Origin of the sequence: Rothia sp. (in: high G+C Gram-positive bacteria), assembly GCF_015265375.1 — a bacterium.
In the GTDB taxonomy this organism is placed as follows: Bacteria; Actinomycetota; Actinomycetes; order Actinomycetales; family Micrococcaceae; genus Rothia.
The window spans coordinates 1-22427 of record NZ_JABZXW010000004.1; the positions used below are offsets into that span (position 1 = coordinate 1).

Annotated in this window: 11 protein-coding genes; 6 read left to right on the plus strand and 5 right to left on the minus strand. The window is 56.0% G+C overall.

The window, feature by feature from the left end:
- Positions 1-57: 57 nt before the first annotated feature.
- The 3 genes from HXO69_RS01230 to HXO69_RS01240 form a co-directional block, all read right to left on the minus strand.
- On the minus strand, positions 58-786 hold the full coding sequence (locus tag HXO69_RS01230; protein ID WP_296544825.1) for a DUF6318 family protein: 729 nt from the start codon (positions 784-786) through the stop codon (positions 58-60).
- 130 nt (positions 787-916) lie between these two features.
- Complete coding sequence (locus HXO69_RS01235) at positions 917-1156, minus strand: hypothetical protein (protein WP_005507323.1); 240 nt, start codon at positions 1154-1156, stop codon at positions 917-919.
- 237 nt (positions 1157-1393) lie between these two features.
- Positions 1394-2056: a hypothetical protein gene (locus tag HXO69_RS01240; protein ID WP_296544828.1), complete on the minus strand. Its 663-nt coding sequence runs from the start codon at positions 2054-2056 to the stop codon at positions 1394-1396.
- A gap of 346 nt (positions 2057-2402) precedes the next feature.
- On the opposite strand from HXO69_RS01240, the gene HXO69_RS01245 reads away from it, so the two are divergent.
- The 6 genes from HXO69_RS01245 to HXO69_RS01270 all read left to right on the plus strand — a co-directional run bounded on the left by HXO69_RS01245 (position 2403) and on the right by HXO69_RS01270 (position 15272).
- Complete coding sequence (locus HXO69_RS01245) at positions 2403-2894, plus strand: hypothetical protein (RefSeq protein WP_070614785.1); 492 nt, start codon at positions 2403-2405, stop codon at positions 2892-2894.
- Between the two features lie 27 nt (positions 2895-2921).
- Positions 2922-3824: a hypothetical protein gene (locus tag HXO69_RS01250; protein WP_296544829.1), complete on the plus strand. Its 903-nt coding sequence runs from the start codon at positions 2922-2924 to the stop codon at positions 3822-3824.
- 348 nt (positions 3825-4172) lie between these two features.
- Positions 4173-7196, plus strand: a complete 3024-nt coding sequence (locus tag HXO69_RS01255; protein WP_296544830.1) for a chitinase — start codon at positions 4173-4175, stop codon at positions 7194-7196.
- A 149-nt stretch (positions 7197-7345) separates the two neighbouring features.
- Positions 7346-8623, plus strand: a complete 1278-nt coding sequence (locus tag HXO69_RS01260) for a molecular chaperone Hsp90 (RefSeq protein ID WP_239662215.1) — start codon at positions 7346-7348, stop codon at positions 8621-8623.
- A gap of 118 nt (positions 8624-8741) precedes the next feature.
- Positions 8742-13130 carry an FtsK/SpoIIIE domain-containing protein gene (locus HXO69_RS01265; protein ID WP_296544831.1) on the plus strand — a complete coding sequence of 1463 codons (4389 nt, stop codon included), beginning with the start codon at positions 8742-8744 and terminating at the stop codon, positions 13128-13130.
- A gap of 117 nt (positions 13131-13247) precedes the next feature.
- Positions 13248-15272 carry a serine/threonine-protein kinase gene (locus HXO69_RS01270; protein ID WP_296544832.1) on the plus strand — a complete coding sequence of 675 codons (2025 nt, stop codon included), beginning with the start codon at positions 13248-13250 and terminating at the stop codon, positions 15270-15272.
- Between the two features lie 105 nt (positions 15273-15377).
- Here the strand turns inward: HXO69_RS01270 and HXO69_RS01275 are convergent, their stop codons facing one another.
- Both HXO69_RS01275 and HXO69_RS01280 read right to left on the minus strand, forming a co-directional pair.
- Positions 15378-16064, minus strand: coding sequence for an ECF transporter S component (locus tag HXO69_RS01275; RefSeq protein ID WP_296544834.1), 687 nt, complete (start codon positions 16062-16064; stop codon positions 15378-15380).
- On the minus strand, positions 16064-22243 hold the full coding sequence (locus HXO69_RS01280) for a DUF6531 domain-containing protein (RefSeq protein WP_296544836.1): 6180 nt from the start codon (positions 22241-22243) through the stop codon (positions 16064-16066). Before HXO69_RS01280 ends, HXO69_RS01275 begins: the two co-directional genes overlap by 1 nt.
- Between the last annotated feature and the right edge of the window lie 184 nt (positions 22244-22427).

Below are 22427 nucleotides of genomic sequence, written 5' to 3' on the forward strand. Positions count from 1 at the left end.
TCCACGGGGCGGGCGCCTTTCTGTTGCTAGAAGCTATGCGCTTCTAGACTGAAATTTTTAGGAAGCAGAAGCCGATGCAGAAGCGGAAGCCTCAGAATCAGACTTCATGCCAGTCAGCTTCCATGCACCGTTCTCGTATACACCACGCAGGGTACGCTCGTTGACGTTCTCACGGCCGCTTTCGGGAACCTCCAGAACCTTATCCTTAGATGCCATGAATTCGCCGCGGGTAAGGGTGAAGCGAACATTCCAGGTGTATGCCTTACCATCGCGAGTGGGCTGAGCGGTAAGCATGGTGATGGTGACGGTCGGGTCGTGCATCCAGACTTCGCCCTTGACCAGCTTTTCGCCGAGGGTGCCATCTTCCGGCTCGAGCATCGACTTGAGTTCGCTCTTGTCCATGGCGCTTTCACGCAGGGGCTCGGTCTTGCCGGTGCGCATGTAGTATTCCATGGCTGCGCCGAAGAATGCGATGGACTGGTACAGCCCCTCTACGCTGTTCTCGTTGGCAACGGCAGGCTTGACGGGTACGGGTACGTTCTTGGCCGGCTCAGTGCGGGTTGCCAGCTGGTAGTCGGCAGGCTTGGAGGTGTAGCCGTCCAGGACAGCAGCACCGGAGTAGTCGGCGCGTGCGTTGTTCACTTCGGCGTCCGAGGTAGAAGCGCTACCGGATGCAGATGCGGAGCCGCTGGATGCCTGAGACTGCGAACCGCATGCGGCGAGGAGGGTTGCGCCACCGGCGGCTACAACCAGGCCGAGTGCGGATCGGCGGGTTACGTTCTTCATTTTTCTCTCTATCTGTGGTGTGTTTTCCGCACCGTGGTGCGGGTGATGCCTGCGGCATCTAACGGGAAGACGGCACCACATGAGTGTGGTGCCGTCTTCCAGTATATGTCTTGGGCTGGGACCGTAAGGCTTAGCCGCCGTAATAGTAGTAGTGGCTGTAGGAGCTGCCGTAGTAGTCGCTGATGACGATGCGGCCGCGGCGGCCGTAACGGTGCGAGTAGTAGCCGTTGTAGGGGGTGCGGCGCACGGTGGGGCGGTAGGTGGTTGCCTGCGCGGGGGTGAGCAGTGCGCCGAGGGCGGTTGCTGCGCCTGCGCCTGCGGCGGCAAGTGCTGCGCGGCGGGTGAGGCGTGCGGGCTTCTTGGTGGCCATGATGTGCCTTTCGGGGTCGGTGTTTCTGTGAAGTGACATGGTGCGTGCACGGCGTGCGGCTGTGCGTTGAACCTTTCTTATTGTAAGCCTCAACGTTAATGTTTTTGCGTGCAGAGTGCACCTTCTAGTTGAGGGTTAGACCATGCGGGCTAGTCAACGTTTTTCCGGCAGAAAAACTGCGGAAATATTGGTTGAGAAACACGCCGGGCACGCACTCTATACGGGCTGAATCGCGGGCTACATGTCTACTTCGGCGAGGCCCGAAATTTCCTTATCCTTGATGTGCGGGATGGTGGAGTTCCAGTTCATCCACGCCTTGACCTGGGCGGCTTCTTCGGGGTTGTTCATGTCTGGCCAGCGCTCGTTTTCGATCCTGAATCGGGTCATTGCGAGGAGGTAGTAACCATCATCGCCGGGGCTGAAATTCGTAATTGTCTTGCCTGATTTTGTTTTAAAAGTAACGCTGTCTGACTCGTCACTATCAGAGGCCTGACTGTATGAGACTGCGTCGATTGCGTTGAGCGGGTAGAAGACCGTGTCTAGAAATGATTCACCCCTTTCGATTCCTTCCGGCGAGATTTCGGTGTAATCCTCAACAGGTCCGTAGAAGAAGCAGATAGCCATGCACATGGCGCAGAACGCTGCGATGTCGTAGAAAAGGTGGAATCCCATGTCGCCGAGTAGGTGCGTTAGGAACATTGCGACAGGAAATATGAGAGCTACAAAGCCGGCCAGGATGATATTGCGAAGCTTGCCTCGGATGATGTGGATGTTTTCGGCGCGTAGCTTCTTGTCGTGGCGGCGGCTCATCTCATGGACGATAGCGGTGCGGCAGATTTTGTACATCAGCCCAAGGCATAGTACGCCCCATACGGCAATCATGGTGTAGGTAATTATCATGGTGGTCAACTGCCCTTTCTGTTTATCGGTGACCGGCAGCCTTCCGGCAGCGATGCGGAGGGTGCGGGTTCGTTCTCAGAGTAGCTAACGAAATCGGGTGGTTAAGCCCAGATTCGCGTTATCCGCGGAGTGGTTGCCGAGTCTTCACCGGAGCATTGCGTCGAGTTAACCTTCTGGTCAGATACCGTGCGATAGGCTAAGGATGTACCCGCCACCTCACCGGGGCGAGCACGATTCACCAACCACCACACAAGGACGTACACACCATGAGCACAGTTTTTGAGACGACCCGCTTTGAAGACATCACAGAATAACAGCCTGCAGCCCAGAAAGAAGGTGAAGAGCAGTGAAAAAGAACTCCCCGAGGAAAAAGAACGTTTCAAAGAAAAGAAACAGTTCAAAGAAAAATGGTTACCCAAAGAAAAAATCTATTATCACAAAGAAACCCACAAAGAAAGTCGCTTTCAAGAATTTTCTTCGCTCAAAGGCTAACGATATTTGGCGTGACCGCGAGAGAATCCTACTGATGTTGTGCCTTCTGGCATTTCCTGCATCCTTATATTTCATTTCTTATGTAAATCCGTACAACGACTCCACTATCTGCACTGTTACGTCAGTAGAAATCGTTGAACATGAGGACCCCTACTCAATCTCCGGTGAATTCGAGACGGAAGAGTGCGGAATCATCACAACATCGAACGCCCCCGATGGAGAACGTATCTACCCCTACCTCCAGAACTTCAAGACGGGCAAGAAATACAGGGCATATAAGTCTCTACTGACCCGAAACGATGAATTCGACTTCAGCGTCCTCCGCTTCGAAGAGATCAAAGAGTAACCCCACCCCCGCAGAAAGGATTCCACCATGGAAGATATCGGCGACTTTATCATCGGCTTTTTTGAAGTGGCCCTCGCGTCCTCAACAACCCTGCAGCGAGTATTTCTGTGGATTCTGTTCTCTATATCCATTCTTCTCATGTTTGTCCCCACCGTGACGGGTGAATACGCGTGGAGCATCCTATCCATCTCGATAATGCTTTTTTCGGTCGTGATGATTGACGGCACACACAAGCACAGTGTGCAGGATGCAAAGAACGGCGGCGCGTACCATTACTTTCTGCTGACGGTGGGCACGTTCTGCGTTGCCGCAATTGCTCTGCTCGCTACTCTCTCCCTGGTGGGTGTCCCGCAGGTTGCCTCCACCCCGCAGGTGGACGGCATCAATTTCGCGCCCTGGTATGTGGCGGCGTCGGCGCTGGTTCTGCTGCTGTTCTTCTATAACGCCGCGCAGCCGAGCGAGGAGATCCCTTACCTGCACCGTATGGAGCGCATCAACCGGTACGTGCGCACGGTCGTGCTGGGTGTGAGTGCCCTGATGGCGTTCTTCTGCCTGCTGATTCCGGTGGTTTCGTTCGCCGCTGCCGGTTATGAGCCTGTGGGTGTTTCGGTGGTGCTGTGCCTGGTGCCGGTTTTCCTGATTTTTGTGCGCCGCGCCCTGTTCAAGCTGTGGGCGGCGACCTTTGAGGAGGGCACTGCCGGGTATGGTGTGTTGCGTGGCTTCTGCGTGACCCTGGTGGGTTTGGGTGGATGCTTGGCGGCAGCCCGTCTTGCCGTGGATGTTGTGCAGTCTGGTAGCGGCTTGTCGCTGGTGTACGTGGTGCCGGTGATTGCCTCGTACCTGCTGGTGAAGAGGTACCTGACTGTGGGTGTCGCTATTGCCGAGAAGGAAGATGAGGAGGACCCGGAGGCTGAACCTGCAGCCAGCTAAACCGTGGAACCCCGCGGGCTGAGGGATATTCATTCCCCACTGTAGAACCATACTGTTTTATCGAATCTATAGGCCTAGTACATATATCAGCCAAGAGAATTACTTGAGTGATAAAAGGAGGAGTTGATTTAACTATCACCTCAAGGTTGAATCGAATCTCCTAATGAGGCACCGACTAGGACGAAATATTATCAGTCCTCTCAGATTAGGCTGATAAAGTGGTACCGGGTTCTATCTTTTTGACTGGGCTCAAATCTTCACCTATCTCCTGCAGACATCGCATGATCGCGTTCCGGATATGCCACTATCCATTGTTTGCATGACACATAACTCAACGAAAAGATCATCATGACCGACCACACCACTACACGTCAGCGTTTGCTCCGCTTCCCTTTGATTTTGGGTGTAACGACGGCGCTTATTTTCTCTTCCTGCTCCACGGGTAGCAACAATAACAACCCGTCTCCCGATAAGGGTACTGTTACTTCTCAGAGTCCCCGCCAGGTAGAGAACGCTACTAATGTTCTGCAGAACGTGAATATTCAGATGGGTCGTGACGGCGAGGTTTCGTCGATTGAGTCGACCAACATTTACGTCAATGACAAGGATCGTACGAGCTCCTCGAGCAATGTGCAGTTCAAGCCGAAGGACGTCGTTAATGACCTTCCTGTGCGTGTGAGCCTGCAGTATTCTACTGAGCGCGGTAGCGGCACTAACCTGAATGATTTGAATGGTTACAGTGGCGAAATCACGATTAAGGTTACGGTTGAGAACCTGACGGTGAAGACCGAGGACGTCACCTATGATGCATCCGGTACTAGCCGTACTAGCCCTGCACCGGTTGGCACTCCGTTCTCTATTGCTGCTTCTACTGTTCTTTCGGGTTCTCCTACTCAGGTTATTACGACCCCTGATGCTGCTGATTCGTCGACGAATGGTGTGGTGAGCACCAATGATGAAGGTAAGGCTGTTGTTCAGTGGGGTGCTATTTCGGCGCCTCCTGTGACTGGTAGTTCTTCCTCTTTTGTGTTGAAGGTTAAGGCGAAGGATTTTAGTGCGCCTACCTTCAACATTTCGGTGCAGCCTGGTTTTGCTTCTGATTTGTCTGGTGCGGGAATCATTACTAACGGTTTCACCTCTCAGGATGCGTCTCAGGTGGCGCTCCTGCAGCGCACTATTGATACCGTCAACGAGGTTAATACGACGTTGACTAGCGCTAGTTCGCAGGTTGCTCAGGTGCGTCAGAGCCTGGATGATACGTCTGCGACCTTGGGTAAGGACACTGCCGAGCATCTGAAGACTCAGAATGAATCGTTGACGAAGACTATGCAGGGTCTGCAGGCGAATATTGAGAGCCTGCAGAAGGATCTTTCTGAGGCTTCGCGTACTAATAATTCTCAGCTGATTTCTCAGTTGGAGCGTACTGTTGCTGCTCTTCACTCTATGCTGGGTGATACGACGGCGCGCCCCAATGTGTCTGTTTCACATAGCGGCGGTCGTTGTGTTGTGCATCGTGAGGAGGGTGCGAGTAGCCGTAGCGTGTACGGTAATTTGGTTCAGCTGTCTGCTGTTCTGAATGCGTATGCGGAGGCAAGTTCGGATTGCCAGCAGGATCTTACGGCTTCGATTCGTGAGATTGTTGGCCCGGAACACCCGACCGCTGAGACTTGTTCTTCTAACGGTTCGGTGACCTGCGCCCTGTTCGGTGCGTCGGTGACGGTGCAGAGCTCTCTGATTGCACTGGTTGCTACCGGTGAGAAGATTGTGGATCACCTGCAGCCGGAGTATTTGAAGGGTGCGAACAACAACTATTCGGCGTTGAAGCGTCAGATGGATGAGCTTGTTGCGCAGGTGGAGAAGGACCCGTCTTCTCTTGATGCTGATGCTGTGCGTTCTTTGAGTGAGAAGGTTAGTGCGGCTCGTCAGAACGTGAATCAGATGAAGGAAACGTCGAACCGTCTGATTGAGAGTATCAAGAACGTTCATTCTCGTGCGGCTTCTGCTCGTGCAGAGCTGGTGGACGGTTCTGGTTCTATGAGCGCTCAGAATAAGGAACTGGCGGAGCAGCTTTGTGCTCTGTCTACTGAGCGTGGCGGTTCTCTGTCTGCTGAGCAGGTGGAGCATCTGCGTGGATACCTGACGGCTTCTTCTTGTGGTGGCGCGGCTTCGCCGTCTGCTTCCCCGTCTTCTGAGGCGCCGTCTGAGGCTCCTAGCCCTGCACCGTCTGAGTCTGCTTCTGTTGCTCCTTCTGAGGAGCCGTCGAAGAAGGTTGAGGCTCCTTCCGCCGCTCCTTCTTCTGAGGCGCCTTCCGCCGAGCCTACTGCTACGGAAGGTAATACTCGCGTCATTACGGTGGAGAACGCGAACGAGCGTACCTACACGTCGAACACCCCTGCCGCACGTACTCCGATGGAGCAGCGTATTGCTGCCGCGGTAGCCGCGTGGGATGAGGTTCTTGCCGCCACTTCGATGGATGACCCCAAGGAGGGTCTGGCTCGCGACGCCAAGGACCTTAACGACGCTGTGAACGCGGTAGATGGTGCCCTGGGCGAGGTTGAGAAGACCCTGAACGATGCCGCAAACGCGCAGAACCAGGACGCGGAGAAGAAGGAAGAGCCTACTGAGGAGGCTAAGGTTTCTCTGCGTGATCGTATCCATTCAGCTTCGGATGCTGTCAATGCTTTGGGTAAGAACCTGGAGGATATGACGAACATGCAGGCTGACCTCTCCACCGCTATTAAGGAAGCGTTCAAGGAGTCTGCCGATGAGACTCGCGAGAGCCTGACGAGCATGATTAGCGAGGAGATTCGTAAGGTTTCGAGCGATGGTTCTTCTAGCGCTTCGGCTGCTAAGGAGGCGTTCTCCGCTTCGGTTGCTGGCATTACTGATACCGCGAATACTGTGGTTCAGGTGGCTGGTGAGTCTATCGAGGTTCAGCACAAGGATATGAATGATCGTATTGAGGGCCTGCGTCAGTCTCTGGATTCGGTGACTGAGCGTTCTCTGGTTGCTCTGAGTACCCGCGCTGAGAACGCTACCCGAGATTTGGCTGGTGCATCCGTTCAGCTGAATAACGACCTGTCGAAGCTCATGCTCGATTTGGGCGATAGCAACGCTGAGGGCGCTGGCCTCTTGGGCGCGCTCAAGAGCAATAGCGCGAAGGCTGGTGCGGCTGATTACCAGCTTGCTTTGGCGATGCAGAATGCTCAGGGTTACACGAACCTCCGTTCTGAGGACATCGCTGCTCTGCAGAAGCGTCAGGCGCAGTTCAAGGCGTCCCTGCAGCGTCTGCGTTCGCTGCCGACCTTCCACCTGTCGAATGCTGGCAGTGCAGAGGTGAAGACGGTGTACACCTTCCAGATTGGTGATTAGCCGTGGGGTTTTCCCCTCATTTGGGCTCTGATTCAGGTCCTCACCGCCGCGAGGGCAGGCGGCTCACTCAGCGCACCGTGGTGTGGTGTGTCAGTCTGTGTGTGCTGTTTAGCCTTGCGGTGGTGGGGATCTGGTATGGCGTGCGCGCTGTGACTCCTCAGCCTTTGCCGCTTGGCACGGGTACGAACCCTGCGTCTGCGGTGACGGTTCAGCAGGCTATTTCTCTTCCTGCGTCTGGTCGTGAGCCTGTTATTGGTGTTGTTACTACTTTTGGTGATGATGCTGAGGGGTCTGCGTGGCGTCTGAATGCTCAGGGTGCTCGTGTTGCGCAGTACCGTCTGGCTTTGGGTAAGTCTTCTGTGAAGGTTCTTTATGCGAACGATAAGGGAACGGAGCAGGGTGCCCGTGAGGCGGTAGAGAAGCTCTCTTCTGAGGGTGCTCTGGGTATTGTGCTTGCTTCTCGGGGTGAGCATCTTCGGGGTGCTACGGCTGCCGCTAAGGAACGCAATGTTGCGGTGATTGAGGCGTATGACCGGGTAGATGCTGGCGATGGGGTATGGAGTTTTGCTCTGGACCCTGAGCAGGAGAAGCAGGTCTATACGACTGCTATTCGTTCGCTCGCCGGTGCATCCAGCACGGGTTCTTCGCAACAGCTTAATGGTGTGCGCACCATCCTGCTGGATGCGGGTGAGGGCTCTGCACCGGACCTTCCCTATACGAATCGCGTTCAGGTTTCTGCTGATGAAGACAGCATGAAAGACATTCTCAAGGAGCTGACGCGCCTTCTGGGGGACAAGTCTTCGGGCTCTTCTCCTGTTCTGGTTTTGACGGGTTCGGCGTCGACTCAGGCAAAGGTTCTTCGTTCTCTTCAGAGGGCGGGTATTACTTCTCCGGTGATTGCGGGTGAGGAAGCTTTGACGGAGCCTTTTATACGTCTTCTTCTGGAGAACGGTGGTTCCTTGACTGACAATATTCGCATTGTGGGGCGTGTGCAGGCACGTGCTGCGGCGTTGAGTGCTGATGATGCCGGTCGCGCTTCTTCGGCATTTGTGTCAACGGTTGAGCGTATGAAGAATGATTCTTCGCTCAAGGATTTGTCAGGCGAACAGTCGTTCTCGAAATCGGCAGTGTGGGCGGATGCTCCCTCCCATAACGCGCTTTTGGCTTTTGCGTATGCCACGAGCCAGGTTCGTGAATACACTCCTGAGGCGGTTCGACGGGTTCTAGGAACCCTTCGTTTGGACGCTAAAGATTCTACGGTCGCGTATCCGTTGGATTTTTCGTCTTCTTACGCCGCTGGAGGGCAGGTGGGTCTTCTTTACCCGACCGCGGAAGCTTCGATGATTCAGGGCGGGTCTTCCTCGACGGATGCGGTGAACCCGCCCGTGTGGATGCTTCGCACGTTCACCTCAGAATCTCGCGACTAGCTTTTCCGAGCAAAGCCTAATCCGTACAGAGCCAGCCCATCACACCCCGGCTTTCGGGTATTACTTCTAGTCCGTCCACCAGCGGGGCTCACGATTTATCTATTTTGGAGAACACCTTATGCGCTTTTTCCTTGATCTTGAAGAGCATAACGGGAGCTATGAACTAGACTCCTGGCAGCCTGAGACGACCATCGCTGATCTCATCCAGGCGACCGGTGGCCCCTCTCTGCCTGCCGACGAGCCGCTGTATTGCGATAACCGCCCGGTGACGGCATCCTCCACCCTGGCGGAGGTCAAGCCGATGGAGGGTATGCGCATCTCTAGGGCACCGCTCTCCTACCCTTCCCTGGTGCAGGGCTGGAGCGTCTGCTTGAGCGGCGGTTCGACGGTTACCCTGCCGCGCCCTATCCCCTCTTCGCGTCCTCTGGTGGCGGGTCGTTCCCCGTACGCCGACATTGTGCTGCCCACGGCGAGCGCGTCGTGGGAGCATCTGCACCTGCAGGTGGTTCATGATGAGTCGACAAACACTCAGAAGGTGCGTATCACTGACCCGGGTTCTACGAACGGTAGTTTTGTGGACGGCCAGAAAATCCCTGAGGAGGGTCTGACTGTTTCTGAGAGCACCACTATCCATGTTGGGGATTGTATTCTGACTCTGCAGCCTGCTCCTCAGGAGAAGGCTGCGCCTCGCCCCGGTAGCGCCCCGAATGTGAGCGCGTCGGGTACTGCACCGTTTAACCGTCCGCCGCGTCAGGGTGCGTTGAGCGCCCCGGATAAGGTGGAGGCACCTACCCGCAAGAACGTTTCTGACCCGCCGAAGTTCAATATTGCGATGGCGGTGGGTCCGATTATTATGGCGGCGGCAATGGTCGCCATTATGCAGGAGATTCGTTACGCCCTTTTCGCGATGCTCAGCCCCATCCTGAGTATTGGCATGTGGGTGGAGCAGAAACGTCGTCACGCTAAGGATAAGGTGAAGGAGCGTGTGCGTTTTGAGCAGGAAATGGAGAAGTTCAAGGAACGTATCGCTCTGAGTAACCGTGAGGAAATTGAGCGTCTTCACGACCTTGCCCCGGCACCGGATGCCGTTCAGCTGCGGGCGCTTCTTCCTGCAATGACGCTGTGGCGTCGCCGGAGCACCAGCCCTGACCTGTTGACTTTCCACATGGGTACTGGGCATATTCATTGGGCTCCTGAGCTGACGAAGCCGAGCAATCCTGAGCCTGAGGTTCAGCATATTCTTGAGCACAATACCCTGTGGGATGCCCCGCTGGTTGCTGACCTGCGTGAGGGTGGCGCTATCGGTATTGTGGGTCCGCGTGAGCAGTCTCTTGCCCTGGCGCGTAGCCTGGTGCTGCAGGCGGCGACCCACACGGGTCCTGCTGATATGACGATTGCGGTCTGCGCAGATTCGGCGCGCTCGCAGGACTGGGTGTGGACGTCGTGGCTTCCACACATGCATATGGCGCAGAACCAGCAGATGCGTTGGTTTGCTTCTGGTAAGGAGCAGTCGGACCAGATGCTACGCTCTCTTTACCACGACATTGAGTCTCTTCCGACCCGCGGCCTGTGCGTGGTCGTTGATTCGGATACCCTCACTGAGGGCCGTGAGTCGCCGGCACGCGACCTTTTGGCGTATGGCGATGAGGTGCGTCTGATGGCGAATAAGACTGCTGCTGCGGGCGCTCGCCGTGTTGCCGGTATTGTGTTGGCTTCTTCTGTTGACCGTCTTCCGGCGTCGTGTACTTCGGTCGTGGAGATTGGTGAGGAGGCTTCTATGACCTATTCGGAGCCTCGCCGCCGTTACACGGTTACCGATGGCGTGCTCGCCGGTGTGAGTGCTGAGGATGCTCTTCATGTGGCGCGTACTTTGGCACATCATGAGGACCCTGAGCGTCTGCTGCTGGGTGGCGGTTTGCCTCAGCTGGTGAAGCTGCCTGAGCTGGTTGGTTTGCCGACCCCTCCGGGTGCTGAGGATATTGAGGCATTCTGGTCGCAGGCTAATGGTTTCAGCACCGAGATTGGTGTGGGCGACTCTGGTGCGTTCACGCTGGACTTGGTGAAGGACGGTCCTCACGGTCTGGTGGGTGGTACCACTGGTTCGGGTAAGAGTGAGTTTTTGCGTTCGTTGGTGGCGGGTTTGGCTGCGCACCACGATCCGAGCCGTTTGAACTTCATTCTGGTTGACTTTAAGGGTGGCGCGGCGTTTAAGACGTGTGAGCGTCTGCCGCATACGATTGGTACTTTGAGCAACTTGGATGCTCAGTTGGCGCACCGCGCTATTGAGTCGTTGGAGGCGGAGATGGACCGTCGTCAGCGCCTGTTTGCGGCCGCTGGCGAGGGTGTGGACAACATTAAGGATTATTTGGCGACGAACCCGCCGGAGCCGATGCCTCGCCTGCTGCTGGTGATTGACGAGTTCGCGATGCTGGCAAAGGACTTCCCGGATGTCCTGTCGTCGCTGGTGAGCATTGGTGCGGTGGGTCGTACCCTGGGTGTTCACATGATTCTGGCGACTCAGCGTCCTGCTGGCGTGGTGAATGATGACATTCTGGCGAATACGAACTTGCGTGTGGCGTTGCGTGTGCAGAGCCGTGAGGATTCTTCGAACGTGATTGGTGTTCCGGATGCTTCGGAGATTTCGCGTTCGCAGATGGGTCGCGCCTATGTGAAGCTGGGCCAGAATGATATTTCGCCGGTGCAGACTGCCCTGGTGACGGGTCAGAGTGGCACTGAGGTGGTGACTTCTCTGGAGATTCGTGCAACCGATAGTATCGGTATTCCTCGTTCGGAGCGTGCACGTCCGAAGGTGTCGTCGAGTGATGCGAATGACCTGGATCTGCTGATTGATGCTGTTGTGGCGGCTCATGCGGCTCGTGGTGCGGTTGCTCCTCGTAAGGTGTGGCCTGAACCGTTGGGTTCGTATGTTGATTTGGCTGATTTTGGTGTGCGCGGCTTCCCCGACCCGGACCTTCCTACTGTGGGTGGTGTCCAGGACGGTGTTCTGATGTGCACTTTGGGTGATGAGCCTGAGCTGCAGCGTCAGGTGCCTATGGGCTGGAATATTGAGATGAGCAACCTGCTGCTGGTGGGTGTTGCCGGTAGTGGTACGACCACGACGATTCAGTCTGTGGTGCTGGGTTTGGCTCAGCATTATTCGCCGGAGGACATCGATATTGTTCTGGTGGATATGGGCGCTGATGGCTTGTTGCCGTTGGGTTCTTTGCCGCATGTTGTGTCTGCTGTGGGTACCGGTCAGGGCGCTAGGGAGCGTCAGGCTCGCTTCTTGCGTTTTGTGAAGTCGGAGCTTGATGCTCGCCGTGCTGACGCGTCACGCCGTAAGCCTCTTTTCATTGTTTTGGATGGTTTTGCGACGCTGCGTGATGAGTTCTCTGACGCTGTGAGCATGGATTTGTTGGCGAATTTCTACCGCGTGTATGCGGACGGCCCTGCTGTTGGTATTCACTGCGTGGTGTCGACAAGCCGCGCGAAGAATATTCCGTCACAGATTCTTGACGCTTCGTTGCAGACGTGGTTCTTCCAGCTGAGCGATATTCACGATTATTCGTCGCACGGTATTCGCGGTACGAATGTTCCGGCTGCGGTTCCCGGCCGTTGCGTTGATCCGAAGCGCCTGCGTCAGATGCAGGTGGCTACTCCCGCTGTTGGCGTGGAGGAGGCCGTCTCTATGATTCGTGAGCGTTTCCCGCAGGCTCCCGCTAAGCGTGACGTGATTGGTCAGCTGCCGTCGTGGGTTTCGTGGGAGAGCATGCCTGCCGCTGAGTTTTCTCCGAGCCTGTGGCGTATCCCTGTGGGTATTGCGGAGGCTACGTTGGAGGCGTGCGCTTTCGAGCTGTACGAGGGTGAGCACGCCATGGTTGCGGGTAATCCGCGTTCGGGTAAGTCGTCTCTGCTGGTTGCGTTTGCTCGTCTGGTTTCTCGGGCGAGGGCTGCGGCGGAGCAGGCGGTATCTGCCGCGTTAGCGTCTGGTGATGCTACCGCGGCGGAGAACGCACGCATGGATGCCGCTGAGGTTCCGGAGGTTTGGGCTGTCTTCGATCAGCGTTCGGGTCTGGTGAATGCGCCGGAGGGCGTTTTTGACCGGGTGTTTGAGAGCAAGAACGCTTCTGCTCAGGTGCAGGCGGCTTTGCAGGATGCCGCGGGCCCGGTGCTGTTGCTGATTGATGATGGTGACCGCGTGGATGACCCGATGAACGTTTTTGATGCGATTGTGAAGGGTGATTTCCCGGACGTTCACATTATTGCTACGGGTAAGCCGACTGATTTGCGTCCTTTGTATAGCCATTGGACGAAGGCTATTCGTAAGTTCCGTACTGGTGCTGTAGTTCAGCCGAATGTTGACACGGACATGGACATGTTCGGTTCTATTCCGAGGCGCGCCCCGGTTCAGCTGAGCGTTGGTCGTGGCTATGCGTTCCTTGCTGGGTCGCCGGTTCTGGTGCAGCTGATGAGCCCTGAGGATTCTCAGCACCGTGGCGGGCTGTAGGGCTTGTCTGGCGTGTGGTGAGGTATCGTGTAACTTTACCGGCTATTTTGCTGTAGGGGTCGCCTCGTCTGGGGCGTCTTCCTGCTTGTTGTGAAGTTGATGTTAAGGAGTTAGCCCGTGACTGTACCTGCTGGTTCGCCGCAGTACTCCGGCTCGGAGCGTCGTGATGCTCATCCTGCCCCGCAGGCTGCTGGTCAGCCTGCGGGGGGCTTGGTTGCGGGCGCTCCCCTTGGCTCTTCGTATCGTTTGGTGCGCCGGGTGGGTTCTGGTGCGGTCGGTGAGGTGTGGGCTGCTACGATGAGCGGCTCGTGGGCTCTATATGCGGCGAAGATTCTACGCCCGGAGCTTGCGGAGAACCCTGTGGTTCTTGAGTCTTTTGTGCGTGAGCGTTCGGTGTTGTTGGCGCTGTCGCATCCTCATATTGTGCCGTTGACGGATATGGTGGTTGAGGGTGGCGTGTTGGCTCTGGTGATGGAGTTTCAGCATGGCGGTTCGTTGCGTCAGAAGCTGGATTCTGAGGGTCCGCTGCCGGTTCGTTTGGCGTTGAGTCTGATGGTGCAGGTTCTGAATGCGGTGGAGTTTGCTCACCGTCAGGGCGTGATGCATCTGGATGTTAAGCCGGAGAATGTTCTGCTGAGCGGTCTTTTGGGGGAGTCTCTGGATCAGCAGGTTCGTGTGGCTGATTTCGGTATTGCTTCTTTTACTGGCTCTGCGGGTTCGGGGGCTTCTCGTTCGTTTTCTGGTACTCCGGGGTATATGGCTCCGGAGCGTTCTGCGCATGGTGTGGCTACTCCGGCGGTTGATGTTTATGCGTGCGCTGTGACTCTTCATGAGTTGTTGGTGGCGGCGCGTCCTCTTCCGGCGCGTGGTGGTGCGGTGCAGGTGTCGCCGCAGATTCCGGCTGAAATGGCTGAGGTGCTTCACGGGATGTTGGCGGAGAACCCGGCTCAGCGTCCTGGGGCGGCTGAGGCTGCCGCTAAGTTGCGTCTTTTGGCTGAGGGTTTCGCTACTGATGTGGTGCTTCCTCGGTGGGTTGAGGTGTCTTCGGGTGCTGTGGGCTATACGCCTACGGTGGTTCATGGTGCTGAGCCTGCTGTTTCTGCGGTGCCTGGGCAGAATGTTACGGAGCTGTATGGTGCGGGTATGCCGTCGCTGGGTCAGGCGCAGAATGAGACGGTTATCCGGGCTCCTTTTGCGGTGGAGCAGCCGGTATATGTGCCTGATGAGGTCGGTGAGGAAGAGGAGCCTGCCCGTTCGCCGTTGCGCCGCCCGCTGGTGTGGGGCGCTATCCTGGGTTCTTTGATTCTTGTGGGTGTGCTCGCTTTTGTGGGTTTGAACGGCGGTAAGGGGGCGTCTAAGACGGCTGAGTCGTGGTCTGCGTCGAGCCGTAGTTCGGCGTCTTTGCCGAGTGGTTTGGGTACCCGTATTGAGGGTACGTATAACCCGCGGGATAAGAGTGCCCGCCTGACGTTTGAGTTTTCGTCGCAGAAGTCGGCTCTTCGGGGCGATATTTTGCAGGTGCTTCCCGGTGTTGAGGGTGGTTCGTGTGCTTCAGTGACGTGGGATGCCGGTCAGGTGTCTTCTGGTGTGTCGAAGAATCAGTCGAGTGTGACTGCGGTGGATGTTCCGTGTTCGTGGAATCTGTCTGGGGTGAGTATCCCGGCTAATGGTGTGGTGCAGGTTCGGGCGAATGTGTCTGCTGAGTTTAAGGATTCGCGTGCTTTTGAGGAGTGGGTGAACCGTATTGATTCTGAGACGTCGAAGGCTATTTCTGACAGGGAGGTTCGTTCGACGGCGTACCCAATTCAGCGTTTGCGGTCGATTGAGTTGCGGGTTCCTTCTCGTGTGGTGAATCAGAGTGTTTTGCCGGTGACGGTGGTTCCGGTGTGGCCGAGTGGTGCGGATGAGTTGAACCCGTTGATGGTTTTGCCGCGTACGGGTGAGTTTTCGACGCTGGTTCAGGCGATTTCTCCAGATGCTCAGTTGATTAGTTTTTCGGATGGCTGTTCGGGGCATGTGTTGGTATCTGAGGATCAGCGGGTGGTGACGGCGCTGTCGGTGACGTCTAAGTGCCGCCTGAACGCGCAGATTGGTAATTTCACGAACCTGTCCAGCAGCGACTTCGCGATTATCACCCGATAATGGTGGCGCTTAAATGAGCCGCCGCTGGTACGCAGAAAGCCTCTGGGCTGAGAGGTAATCTCTCAACCCAGGGGCTTTCATTTTTAAGCTCCATTCTCAGAAGACTTACTCTATTTTGCCTCGACGCATCTGACGCTCACTCTTCGTCACGCCCACCACATACTTCGTCTCACACAAGTCATAAAACTGGGCATAAATATCGCGCGAAGAGCCATACATCCCCACCACGCTCATCGCATCCAGGCCGTCCTCCTCAGCCCAACGTCCGTGATCATCACGGTAAAGCACCTGCGCCATAAGGATCGTGGCATCAAACTGATACGGGTCAAAACTACAAGTGCGCTTACCCATCTCAGTACTGCCGATACGCAAGAACCCGTTCTTCATGTTCTTCTCCACATGGGCGAACGTGATGGAGGGGTAGGTGAAAGTGCGTTCCTTCCATCGCCAATTACGCCACCGCACGTGGTCCTCGCGCAGCTCGAGGTAAAAGGCGTAGCAGTGATTCAACGGGATAGCACCCAGCAGGCCTATACCTAAGACACCAATCAGAAGGGCGGCAATAACCAGCCCTGCCTGTGACTCATCAGCAAGGTCATCGTATGCACCTATAGAGAGGAAAATTAGCGGCACGCCAATAAACCCTAAGATGGTGAAAAACCAGAAGGTGATAAACGCCGCGAGGGGCCTCTTCTGCCTCTTGTTTAGGGTGGGTTTGCCGAGCTTAATGCGGTAGCCCGGTATTAGGGCGACGATAAGTCCTCCGAGAAGTCCGTCTTCAACAGCGCTCATTACTTCCTACCTTGTTTCGATTGAGTCTGTTTACCATTAGTATTGTCCTGCTTAGGCTCATTAGGGGCATTTGTATCAGGCGTTTGTTCCCCCTTTGATTCCTTATAGCGGTCATATAAATCCTCAAGGCTATCATTAATATGAAGTCGTTCATCCGCATAACTTGTCACCGAATTACGTGCTTCATCCGCAAAATATTTCCTGGTACTTTCTGCCCGGGACGTACTATTCAAATACGTTCCCACCGTGTACGGACGAGTGCCCATTTGTTTCAACGTACTCGGATCCCCCACGTTACCGGCAGGGGCCTCATAATCCCCATACCTATTCTTTGCGCTTGTTATACCATTCCATACCAGCTCTTCAACACGTACTTCTTTACCCGTACTCCACGAATCAAAGGCGCTCTGACCAGCCGATGATACAGCATTAGCCGTCACATCAATTCCCTTGCGAAGTGCTTTTTCATTCACTCCAGGAATATGTTTAGATGCAACCTTAGACAGGGAACCAGACACCGGACTAATCATGCTGTTGAGGCCACTAAACGCCATGCTAGATGCAACCTTGGTAGCGTGCTCCTTCAGCGAATACTCATGTTTACCGCCCGTAGCCAAATTCAATGCCAAGTCCTTAGTACCATCAACGGCGCTAGTCACACCGCCCTTGATACCTTCAACCGTCATACGAACCCCCGTAGCCTTCAGTACACGCGTCGGGGTAGAGGCTAGTAGCCTACCGGTACCATTCGCAGCGCCTTTGAACAGCTTGGTTGCAGCACCGTTCGCCCACTTGCCCATACCACCGCTGATGGCGCCGAAAATACCACCAATTACGCCTGATTTGGCAACATTACCCCAGTCGACTTTTCCAGTATTAGGGTCTTTATTTTCATCAATAGCGTTAGCTGCCGCCATAGTACCACCGGCGATAGCGCCTAAGACGACAAGAGCAGTTCCACCCGTAACAAAGATAGCAGCGATAGAAGCTACCACTCCGACTACAGTAAGAATGCCTTTAATGCGGTTCGTCCACTTATCTCGAATACGCTCCTCACGGAACTTATCGAAGTCCTCTACCGACACCGGCGACAGGCCCCACGGGTCCACCAAAGAAACCGGGTTACCACCAACCAGCGAGAACGGGTCAGCACCCCAACCAGCACCCACTGGCGCGGCCAAAGGATCAGGCGCCGTAAAGCGAGCCACACGCGAATCCACCACGCGGGCACCCAATACCTCAAAACCAGTAGAACCCAGCACCACGCCCGAAGCTGCAGAAACACCAACCAGCGAATCCGGCAACACAGGCGCACCACCAGTAGCAGAAGCGCCCTGGGCAGACGGCACAGCAGGGGCAGCAACACCCAAAGAATCCCAACCGTACGGATCCAGCAAACCGGCACCAGAACCGGCACCAGGAACCAGTGAACCCACAGAAGGCATCGACGAACCGCCCACGCCCAGCACACGCGGAACAAACGAATTCTCATCCCACACCAGCGGGTGCATCATCGAAGCATCAAAACCAGCCGCAGAACCAACACCAGCACCGGTTGAGGGCACACCAAACTCAGGTGCACCAGTAGGCGCACCACCGGCAGCAAGCACACGACCATCAGTAGAAGCACACAGCAGCGAGAAGGACACGGCAGAATCGTCAGCAGAGCCCCACGATGCCACCGAGTTCACAAACCCAGCCGCACCATAAGTCAAGGACGAGCCGGAACCATCCGAAGAAACCTGCAGAAGACGCGAATCATTACCGTCATAAGAGAACACGCTCGTCGAGACCGGCACCAAAGTGACGCCTTCAAGTTCCACGGACTCCGGGCACTGGCCCAGCCACGCCTGAGCGTCCTCAACAGCAGAGGCAAATTCAGCCGACTGGGAGTCGGTCTTTGCCTCATCCTGCACGCCGTAGACGCACACTGCGCGAACGCGGGCACCCTCATCAGTGACCAGCACCTTCACCCAAGCGTGCTGAGGCTGGGCGCTATCAAAGTACTCAACGCGCACCAGCGCGCCAGCGGCATCATAGGTCCAACGCAGGGTCTCGGTGCCGCGAACGGCAGACGAGAGCATCTGCGCGTCAGTGTAGGTGTACATGACCAGGCCAGCGGGCGAATCCACACCGCTAATACGGCCCAGATCATCACGAATAATCTCAGTGTGCAGAGCCTCAGAAGAGTCTGCCACAGCCGAGTCTGCCTCAGCGGGCTGCTCGGTCACAGAGGTCATGTGTGCGCCACGGTAACCGAACTCGCGAACCCAAGTGCCCGCCAGGTCAGACACCTGTGCACGCACCAGTGCGTCTACCGCGTTGTACTCGAAGGAAGACTCCACACGAGACTCAGAGGTAACGGTGGTTCCTTCCAGGCGATACGCGGTGATGTCAGTCTGCTTGACCATGCGGCCTGCAGCATCATACGCATAAGCGCTCGAACCCAGAGGGTGCACAAACTCAGTGCGCAGACCATCAGCATCGTAAGCGTAGGACAGCTCGTAGCCGCCGGTCTCGTCCATGTAGGCGGTACGGAAAGACTCCGGAATCTGGGCACCAAACTCACGGCGCTGACGGACCAGACGGCCCAAGCGGTCGTAGGACTCGACCGTTACCACGGGAGCACCAAACGCATCAACGCCCGCGTGGTCATAAGTCGTCATCGTACGGCGCGCAGAACCACGCTCCATACGGTACAGCAGAGAGCCGTTCACCGAATGGGAACAGGGAACACCGTCACGGTCATAACCAAAGGAATGTACAGCACCATTACCGTCAGTGCTGGTCAGCAGACGACCGGCAGCATCATAGGTAGAGGTAGTGCGTACACCCAGCGGATCCGTTACCGCCAGGACATTACCCATCAGATCATACTCGTAGCGGGTAATACGACCGGCAGGGTCCATTACGGAGGTAACGTTACCCGCCTCGTCATAGCGGTAATGGGTCACGCCACCGGCGCCATTAGTCACCGCGACCACCTGAGAAGCGGCGTCATAGGTGAACGAACGAGTACCCCACTTGTTATCGCGGATGCTCTTCACGCGGCCGCAGGAATCCCAGGTGTAGAACACCGGAGAAGCTACGCCGGAACCGGTAATGGACAGCACACGACCGCACGCGTCATAGCGAACGCGCGCCTCAGAACCGTCACCGTACACCTGGCGAATCAGTCGGGAGTCAGCGTCGTACTCGTAACGAGTCACAGACTGCTCCGCAGTGCCGGCAGCCTCATAGGTTGCAGCCAGTCGACCGCACGCATCGTAGCTGTACTCGGTCACACGGCCCGCGGGGGAAATCATGCGCACCATCTGGTTCGAACCGTTGTACTCGTAACGGCTCAGACCGCCCTCAGCGTCCAGCACCTCCACGGGGTTACCCGCACCGTCGTAAACCATCGTGGAGACAGTCGGGTCGTCCGCATCTGCACTAACCTGCGGACCAGAATCATCGGAGAGAACCTCGCTACGCACCGGGCGGCCCAGGTGGTCGCACGAGATACGCACCCGGTCAACACCATCATTAGTGGTGAAGGTCTTGCGCGAGGAATCGACGGAATTACGTACGCTCACGCCGGTCGGGTCAATCAACGCGGTCAGGGCGCTCGCGGCATCATACTCGCGAGTCCACACACCACCGGCGGGGTCAATGGTGCGGACCAGACGCATCAAACCATCGTAGGCGTAGTTGAACTGCGCGCCCCCCGGCAAGGTAATGCGGTCAATATTGCCGTTCGTATCAAAGGAACGCTCCATACGGCGGCCCAGCGGGTCAACCACGGCAACAATGTCACCGCTCGGACCATACTCGTACTCAGTGCGAGCACCAGCAGGGTCCACCGATGCTACCAAGCGACCGCCAGCAGCATACTCAAAACGCCAGCGGGAACCATCCGGGTTCTGACGGCACACCATGTGACCGGCAGAATCATAGGTGAACTTAGTTTCATGGCCAAGAGCGGAAATAATCTTCACCAGGTGCCCTGCAGCAGAATACTCGCAACGGGTCAGCTGTTGCTCAGCGTTACGAATACCGGTCAGCAGACCACACTCGTCATACTCAAAGGAGACGGTAACGCCCTCAGGGCTCATTACACGCTGCAGCAGGCCATCAGCCCACTCAAAACGGGTCACATGACCGTTGCCGTCGGTCATGGAAGAGGGATTACGCTCAAAATCATTCGCGTACTCGTAAGTCACCGTAGTCATCGGGCTTACGGCAGGGCTCTGGGCAGACTCCTGCCCTGAAGTAGTCTTATCGAGGGCGTTACCCTGAGCCTTAGCCTCCATACGGGCACGACGAGCCAGACGGGCAGCACGGCGAGCGCGCGGGTCCGTCTCAATAGCACTCATTGCCACGGAGACTACGCGGTCATACTCGTCATAGGCGAAGAGGGTTTCAGCGCCCTCATCGGTGACCTCACGAATAATGCGGCCGCGCTCATCACTGTAGCGAGTAGTACGGGAACCATCGCGGTCCACCACGCTCACACGGTTGCCAAAGTCATCGTAAGCATAGCTAGTACGCCCACCTTCCGCATCAACAATAGCGGTCAGGCGTGCGTACTGGTCATTGACCCAAAGGTTCGTGTAGGAGGCGTCTTCGTTCGAAACATCGGTAATGCCGTTCGGCAGGTAGCGGTAGCGCACACGACGACCGTATTCGGTGTCCTGCTCGGTAATGCGACCGGTCGGGTCGTAGTAGTTCGTCACCTCAACAGCACCGGTACTAGCCACCACGCGGTGAATCAGGCCAGCAGCGTCATGTTCATAACGGCGGGTACCGGCGTCACCGTACACAGCACACAGGTGAGTACGACCGTCAAGGGTGACGTACTCGTAACGCACAGACTGGCCGCGTGAAGAATGAATAGCACCGACAAGACCAGCTTCGGTGTACTCCACGTTGATACGTGCACCACGCTGATGCACGATAGCGCCAACACGATCCTCTTCATCGCGCAGGTACGCGACAGCGGTACCTGCTCCAGCGCTCATGCCCAGGTAAACACCGGTGAGGCTAAAAATGTGCTGAGTGCCAGAGTTGTCGGAAATACGCAACAGGGACGAGGCATCGTAACCCGTAGCGTGCAAAATATAACGCAGGGAGGGGTCAGCACTAGAACCCTCTTCACCCATCAGCTGGGTGAGGGGCAGTTCTTCAAGCCACCACGCTTCACGCGGAGCACGAGCATAACCGTGGGTGCCGTCTTCACGAACAATTCGGTCGAAGGTAACCTCACGGCCTTCAGGCATCGTCCAGACAGCATTCTCAGCGTTCAGCTGCACGCGGCTCTCAATATTCGAGGACCAGCCAGCACCGAACACACCGGATACAGCATGCTGACCGAAGACAGCCACACTGTTGTACATACGGGTCACAGTGCAGGCAGAAACCACACCCGAGAATGCCATATCGGTCTCTTCTTCAATGAAGTTACCGGTCGCAACGTTCACGGGGTCATTCACATAACCACTGGTAGCGGGCTTACCTACAACAGCAGGTGCAGGAACTTCCAAATCATGACGTTCGGTGCTGACACCCGCTGCAGCAATTGCATTGCCCAATGTCTCATTCGAGACGGCGCTAATCTCGCCCTCACCACCAGCCTGTTTGAAGGTATCGGCTACAATACCCAACCAGGTCTTATCGTTGGCGTTCGACTTATTCCATTCCTCAAAGGTGGCAATAAGACTTTCAGCATCAATAGTTCCCCACTGGCACTTAGCCGCAAAGTCAGAAGCAAGGCCACGAATATGACCGGGCTCAGCGTCAAAGCTAGCGCCAAGGTTTCCCAAGGTATTAGAGAGAGCACGCACGGTCGAAGGGCGCGCCGAAGAAACAGCCATACCCGAGGAACGGGTTTCAGTATTCTCACGATTACCCAGTGATTTAGTATCAATCGCGGTATTCGGCACATACGGCTCCACCTTCGCAGGAGCGTTTCCCCAGAAGTCATCCCACGCCTTGTGGAGACCAAACCACTCGTTCTCATAGTCGCGTGCCTTCTGACGGTTCGCCTGCTCCTTGTGAGCCGCTTCCTTCAACTGATCAACGACACTTGCTAACTGGCTGAATATACGGGCAATGTCATAGCCATCGCTTACAGCAGTATCAATGTTAGAAGCAGTAACCTCCGCATAGTGTCCTTCAAAATCCTCGAGAGCAGTTGCCAAAGAGGACTTGAGCCCAGGCATAGCATTATCGATGTTTTGTGCTACTTTACGGCACGCATTCGCCAAGGCATCGGATGTTGCATCGTCGAACTTAACATCCTCTTTATTAGCGTAGGGGGGATTCGGGCCGGAAGACATGATAGGACCTCTGAAAATATCTTAAGTGCGGAAGTGGGGTGATTAA